The 6,000-nt window shown below is 54.9% G+C and carries 6 protein-coding genes; 5 read left to right on the top strand and 1 reads right to left on the bottom strand.

What is annotated here, in order from left to right; all coding sequences use genetic code 11:
- The first annotated feature begins 523 nt into the window (after nucleotides 1-523).
- The 3 genes from repA to repC all read left to right on the top strand — a co-directional run bounded on the left by repA (nucleotide 524) and on the right by repC (nucleotide 4,011).
- A complete protein-coding gene (gene repA / locus C8029_RS05530; RefSeq protein ID WP_152002452.1) occupies nucleotides 524-1,714 on the top strand; it encodes a plasmid partitioning protein RepA in 1,191 nt (396 codons plus the stop codon).
- Entirely contained in the window at nucleotides 1,714-2,691 is a 978-nt protein-coding gene (repB, locus tag C8029_RS05535) for a plasmid partitioning protein RepB (protein WP_152002453.1), read from the top strand. Before repA ends, repB begins: the two co-directional genes overlap by 1 nt.
- 225 nt (nucleotides 2,692-2,916) lie before the next feature.
- Nucleotides 2,917-4,011, top strand: a complete 1,095-nt coding sequence (gene repC, locus C8029_RS05540) for a plasmid replication protein RepC (protein WP_009573265.1) — start codon at nucleotides 2,917-2,919, stop codon at nucleotides 4,009-4,011.
- A gap of 255 nt (nucleotides 4,012-4,266) precedes the next feature.
- On the opposite strand, the gene C8029_RS05545 is transcribed toward repC, so the two are convergent.
- Nucleotides 4,267-5,361: a tyrosine-type recombinase/integrase gene (locus C8029_RS05545; RefSeq protein ID WP_009573266.1), complete on the bottom strand. Its 1,095-nt coding sequence runs from the start codon at nucleotides 5,359-5,361 to the stop codon at nucleotides 4,267-4,269.
- Nucleotides 5,362-5,455: 94 nt separating this feature from the next.
- Here C8029_RS05545 and C8029_RS05550 point away from each other — a divergent pair, with 94 nt between their 5' ends.
- Together C8029_RS05550 and C8029_RS05555 are read left to right on the top strand one after the other, a co-directional pair.
- Nucleotides 5,456-5,605 carry a type II toxin-antitoxin system CcdA family antitoxin gene (locus tag C8029_RS05550; protein WP_286189726.1) on the top strand — a complete coding sequence of 50 codons (150 nt, stop codon included), beginning with the start codon at nucleotides 5,456-5,458 and terminating at the stop codon, nucleotides 5,603-5,605.
- Nucleotides 5,606-5,617: 12 nt separating this feature from the next.
- Nucleotides 5,618-5,911 (top strand): CcdB family protein, encoded by a 294-nt coding sequence (locus C8029_RS05555; RefSeq protein WP_009573268.1) that lies wholly within the window; start codon nucleotides 5,618-5,620, stop codon nucleotides 5,909-5,911.
- Nucleotides 5,912-6,000 lie beyond the last annotated feature (89 nt).

Raw genomic sequence — 6,000 nt, forward strand, 5'->3', positions numbered from 1 at the left:
TGGCGGCGGCTGGGAGGGCAGTCATGCATCAATATGTAGAAACGATTTAGACGATATATTAACCGACAAAAAGAGTAAACTTTAAAAAATGGGCGCGGATGATGGACAAAGGCCGGGCTGGCATGGTCAAGTTAACGGCCTATGGTGACACGTCGGGCTGGATCGCTTCCCACCCCACAATCATCCCCTCCCGGGTCACATGTGGGATATTCAGAAGAAAGAGCCGATTCGAAGCGCGCATCCATGACCAGCGCTTGAGGTTCGAGGCTGTTCTCCCACAACATGTTGCGAAACCTCACAAATTACTTAAAAATTCTATATTATCATAATGTTAACGGAAAAAGTTAGAGCACAGCCTTAACACACACACCCTTCCCCCGATGGGCAAAAGATAAAAAAATATTGCCTCGTGATAACTTGCGTGTCATGAGTTGAGTTGTCGCAATGTGCCGTAAATAGCGCCGTTTAGCGACGAAACGAGAAAGACCCAGTAAGAGGTCAACAAGGCAGAGTGAATTTAAACATGAAAACTGAAGATTCCAGTTCCATCGCAGCTTCCATTGCGTCAAATGCTGCGCGCTTGTCGGAAGCGCTCAACACCCATATGCGCAATAGCTTTCAGCCAGACAGCCGGAAAGCGCTGCGCAAGTTCCACCCTGCCGAAGTATCTGAGCTCACTGGCATCAGCATGTCAAATCTCAGAACACGGCATCAGGAAGGCGATTTCCCGGATGTCGAGACAGATACCCGAGGCCGTAGGCTCTACAGCGCAGAAGAGATCGACCAAATCCGCCATGTGATGGCCCGAACAGGTCGAAATGGCGATACCTATCTCCCTGGCCGTCGCGAAAATGACGCTCTTCAGGTGATTTCCATCGTGAACTTTAAAGGTGGCTCAAGCAAAACGACCAGCGCCATCCACTTGGCGCAACGTTACGCCTTGCGAGGCTATCGGGTGCTGGCCGTCGATATGGATCCGCAGGCCAGCTTGACGACGATGTTCGGATATCGTCCTGAGATCGAATTTGCTGAGAGCGGCACAGTGTATGACGCGCTCAAATACGATGACCCCGTTCCCTTAAGCCAAGTCATCCGAAAGACCTATTTTCACAATCTCGACCTCGCGCCTGCGGGGCTTTTGTTGTCTGAGTACGAGACAGAAACCGCCTATGCGCTTCAGCATAGGGTCGATCCCCCCTTTACTCAGCGCCTCGTGATCGCCCTCGACGAAGTTGAGGCAAACTACGATCTCGTGATCATTGATTGCCCACCGCAACTGGGCTTCACGACCATGACGGCATTGTTGGCATCAACCGGCCTGTTGATCACAGTCGTTCCAAGCATGTTGGATGTCGCCTCAATGGCGCAATTCCTTGAAATGGCTGGAGAAACGGTCCAAACCCTAGAAGAGGCGGCCGGTCCGATTGACTGGAATTTCCTCAAATTCTTGATTGCCAGATATGAACCAACGGACGTCCCGCAATCGCAAATGGCGGGTTTCCTGAGGTCGATTTTGCTCGATCAGGTTTTGACCACGCCGATGCTTAAATCCACGGCAATCTCTGACGCCGGCATGACACAGCAAACCATCTATGAGCTGGAGCCGTCACAGGTTGTGAAAAAGACGCTGGATCGCATCCTTGAAAGCGTGAACGGCGTCGCTGACGAGTTTGAAAAGACGATTCAGCACGCTTGGGGAAGGGAGACTGACTGATGGCCCGTAGAAACCTGTTCCAGCCCCCTGCCCCACCTAATACTGGTAGCGCCGCGACGTCCAGCGGCGAGCAAAAACCGCGCTTTCCCAATACCGGTGCCATGAGTGGTGTCAAATCGACCTTGAAGGATGTCGCAAGCAATGCTGTGCGAGAAATTTCGGTCGATGTCATTGAAGAGAACGGTCCCAAGGATCGCCTGTCCTTTACGGATGCCGATGTTTTAGCCCTTGCGGCGAGCATCAAGGCCCATGGTCAACAAGTCCCCATCATGGTTCGACCTCTCGCGGATCGGCCCGGACATTATCGGATTGTGTATGGTCGCCGCAGATTGCGGGCCTTACGGTCTCTTGGGCTCCCCGCAAAGGCCCTTGTTCGGTCTCTGTCTGACGAGGAGGCCATTCTCGCCCAAGGCCAGGAAAACACACAGCGCCTGGACCCCAGTTTCATTGAAAAGGCGCTTTTTGCGGCTGAGTTGGCCACAAGCGGCTATGAGCAAGCGATCATTCTTGATGCCTTGGCCGTCGACAAACCGATGCTGTCGCGCATGACCAAGGTCGCGCGTTCCATTCCCCAATCCGTCATCGAGCGGATTGGGTCCGCCCATGGCATCGGACGGCGTCGCTGGGAAGAGCTTGCCGATCAGATGCGCACCCATGATGTCGATCTTGAACAGATCGCTCACACACTTGACCTCGACACTGCCAAGACTTCTGACGACCGGTTTGGATTGATCAGTGATGCGGTTGCACAATCCCTGACGGCCAAAGCGGCGGCAAAACCAGCCCCCTCCCCTACCCTGACGATCAAACTGGGTGATGGAACAGTCTCGGCTGAAATTAAAGAAACGGCCCGCGCGTTGACATTTAAACTGTCAAAGTCCGAAGCCCCAGAATTTGCTCAGTGGATGCGTAACAACGCAGAAGCTGAGCTTACGCGTCTCTATGAGGCGTGGCAGTCGGCGCAAACGCCGGACTAACCAATAAACGAGCAGAACCACATCAAAAGGAGCACGACCAACAGCCCAAAAAGAAAGAGCCCCCCAAGGTTTCCCTAGGAGAGCCCAATCTGTTCTTTGCACTTTCAGATTTACCAGCTTCTCCACGTCAGTCAACAACAACCGATTCGGTTGACCCATTTTTGTTGCCTTTTTTCTGATTTAGGACCTGACGGGGCCTTTCAGACCAGGTTGTCGTGAAAAAACATGGCATTTAAACAGGCAACCGCACCCATTGGGCTGCGGAACACAGAGCTATTGTCCGCGGACAATTCGATTCCAGAGCGCCACATCGTTATCGCAACCCTCCGAAATGCGGCCCCTCGCCTGGGTCTCAGCGCGTCCGTGATTTCGACCTTGGACGCGATGCTTTCATGCCTCGCACCAAAACGGAATCACCATACCGTCTTTGCATCGAACACAACGCTGACCTTCCGCCTCAACGGCATCTCAGACCGGACAATCAGGCGTCACGCGGCCGTGTTGCAGGATCTCGGTCTCCTCATCCGCCGTGACAGCCCCAATAGGAAGCGCTTCACAAAACATAACAGCCACGAAGGCACAGCCCTTCGGTTTGGCTTTGATCTGTCACCTCTGTTTTCAAGACTGCACGAGTTTGCCGCCCTCGCCGCCGAGGTCCTCAGAGAAAAAGAGCAAATTGAATACCTCCGCGCCAAAATCAGAGCTGCCGCCAATGATAGCCTGCGGATCAATCCCGATGATGAGATTGCCCTTCAAACGTTGCGTACGCTTCGTCGTAAATTGTCACTCAAGGACTGCGAAACCCTGTTTGCGGAGCTTACCGTCACCACGGTTGAAGCCGAAACAACCGACGATATTCCTGCTCATTCGACAACAACACTGTCCGCCAGTGACGGTCATTTTGTCCGGCACCTTCATAAGTCAAATAAAGAACATATTGATAAAGAAGAAGGCTGTGTAAAAAAAGAGACATCCCCATCCCAAGCAGAAGAGCCAATCACAGTTCCTGAATTGCTCTCAGCTTGTCCTGAAGCCGCACAGTTTTCATTGAAGAACATCGAGACAGTGCATGACGTCGTAGCCCACGCAAGGACGCTTGCACCCATGTTAGGCATCAGCAGCCAAAGCTATGAAGCCGCACATCGACGTCTTGGCGGGCTAAGAGCGGCGGCAACCGTTTGGGCAATTATGCAATTCCACGACAAAATCAAAGCCATCGGTGCATATTTCCGGGCGATTACTACGGGGTCAAAGAGCGCTGAGTTCAGTCCAGAAAAGCTCATCAGGCGTCTTGCGGCAGCGAAAACCTATGCGGCCTAAGCTAATATTGTCCGCGGACAATATTTTAAAAATTACGGACTTAAGATGGCTCGGATAAAAATGCCAACCCTCCAAAATAAGCTGAGACCAAAACCCGCAGAGCTTTGTGATGTCGTGGAAAAATCCATCCCCATCTCCGTCAAGCTATGTATCGCTACATATGCTGAAAGCCCCAGATTAGGCGAGTGTGAAGCAATTCAGGGCCGCATGGCGTTCAAACATGGCAACTAGGGTCCTCTCTTTACGGACCATGTGCTACAACCCCGCGGCTTTGGTGAGGTTGACGCGAAACCGGTCGCGGCGGCGTTGGTAGCGGCGGGTCATTTCGGCGCTGGCATGGCCAAGGTGTTTCTGAACATAGCGCTCATCGACCTCCGCCGAACTGGCGAGACCGGCGCGCAAGCTGTGGCCGGAGAACAATGCAAGGCGGTCCTTTTCCGGCAGATCAGAGCGGATGCCCGCGGCCAGCACCGTTTGCTTGATCAGGCGGGCGACATGCTTGTCTGAGAGGCGCGCCTCCAACGCGCGGGTGCCATCCTGAGACGCGCGGCGAAACACTGGGCCAATGTCGATCTTGGCGAAATGCAGCCACTGTGCCAGAGCGTGAACAGGGCAGGTTTGCTCCGAGGATCCACGGCCAATTTCGACCTCGCGCCAGCCGGTCTTGGCGTTGAGTGTCAAAAGCACACCATCGTCCAAAATCTCGATCCAACCTTTGCCGTCCAGCGTGTCGTCCTTGCGCATGTCGAGGCTGACAATTTCGGACCGGCGCAACCCGCCAGCATAGCCCAAGAGCAAAATTGCCCGGTCGCGCAACCCGCGTAGATCGAAGGGCAGGGTGGCGATCATGGCGACAATGTCCTCCGCCAAGATTGCTTCCTTTTGCACCGGCGGGCGGGCGTGTTTACGCTTGATGCCTGCCAGCACGGTCGCGATGTGCCGGTCTTTGCGATCGAGGGTGAGACCACGTTGCGCGTAGTTCCAGGTAAGGCCCGAGAGACGGCGTTCGATGGTCGAAACGGAAAGGGGGCGGGTCACCGACTGCGGTCCGAGCGCGGACTGCGAAGGGGAGGCGCCTGACCCCGATGCCAGATCCGCAAGGTAGAGCCCAATCATCTCCGGCGACGGGGGCAGAGGCTCCGCACCCTTCATCCGGCACCAGCGCGTAAAATGCGACCAGTCCTTCGCATAGGCCTTCAGCGTATTGTCCGAGGCCGCAGCGCGCGCATAGTCGCGAGCGGTGTCCACCAGTCGATCCAGCGTCCCAGAGCCCGCCACATGGGTAGGCACATCAATACGCCCGGTCTCATCTTGTTCGGCCGATGAGTTTGCCTTATACTCCTTATTCATACTCTTACTCCGAGAGGGTCTTATGGCGCGAATCAAAGTCAATTTGACGCTGGATGCTGATGTCGCGGCGACCGCCCGTGCACTTGGACTCAATATGTCGCGCCTTGCGGAGGCGGCGATCATTGAGGCTGCCAAGACCGAACGGAATCGTTTGTGGCGTGCGGAAAACCAGTCGGCGATCAGCGCCTATGCCGAGGAGGTTGCCAAAGAAGGTTTGCCACTCGCTGGCTTTAGAAGCTTTTAGGGCGGAGATCGCATGGCGCAGTTCGACCTTTACCGCCTCAAGGGCGGGCAGCTTGTCGTGGATCTTCAGACCGATTTGATTGGCATTGATGCGTCGCGGATTGTGGCGCCTTTGCGCGACGCGAGCCGGTACGCCGCTTTTCCAGGGCTGACACCGTCTGTTGAGGTGGCCGGGACGGCTTGGATCGTTCGAGTTCAGGAACTGGCTGCTGTTCCAGGATCGGAGCTGCGTGAGCCGGTCGGGTCTCTGGCGGATCATCACGACGCGTTGAAGCGCGCTCTGGATATCCTGATCGACGGGGTTTAACGCATCCGATCCGGTTGCAAACGACGCTGACGTCGATTTTTCCGACTCTGAGTCCATCGATTTCCCCAAAAATGTCGGTCTGCCGGAAT

The organism is Roseobacter sp. TSBP12 (assembly GCF_009129705.1).
Classification (GTDB): Bacteria; Pseudomonadota; Alphaproteobacteria; order Rhodobacterales; family Rhodobacteraceae; genus Celeribacter; species Celeribacter baekdonensis_A.

What these genes read in the sequence shown, in the direction of transcription:
- repA (WP_152002452.1), top strand. Translation starts at nt 524, where the DNA reads ATGAAAACTGAAGATTCCAGTTCCATCGCAGCTTCCATTGCGTCAAAT.
- repB (WP_152002453.1), top strand. Translation starts at nt 1,714, where the DNA reads ATGGCCCGTAGAAACCTGTTCCAGCCCCCTGCCCCACCTAATACTGGT.
- repC (WP_009573265.1), top strand. Translation starts at nt 2,917, where the DNA reads ATGGCATTTAAACAGGCAACCGCACCCATTGGGCTGCGGAACACAGAG.
- C8029_RS05545 (WP_009573266.1), bottom strand. Translation starts at nt 5,361, where the DNA reads ATGAATAAGGAGTATAAGGCAAACTCATCGGCCGAACAAGATGAGACC.
- C8029_RS05550 (WP_286189726.1), top strand. Translation starts at nt 5,456, where the DNA reads ATGTCGCGCCTTGCGGAGGCGGCGATCATTGAGGCTGCCAAGACCGAA.
- C8029_RS05555 (WP_009573268.1), top strand. Translation starts at nt 5,618, where the DNA reads ATGGCGCAGTTCGACCTTTACCGCCTCAAGGGCGGGCAGCTTGTCGTG.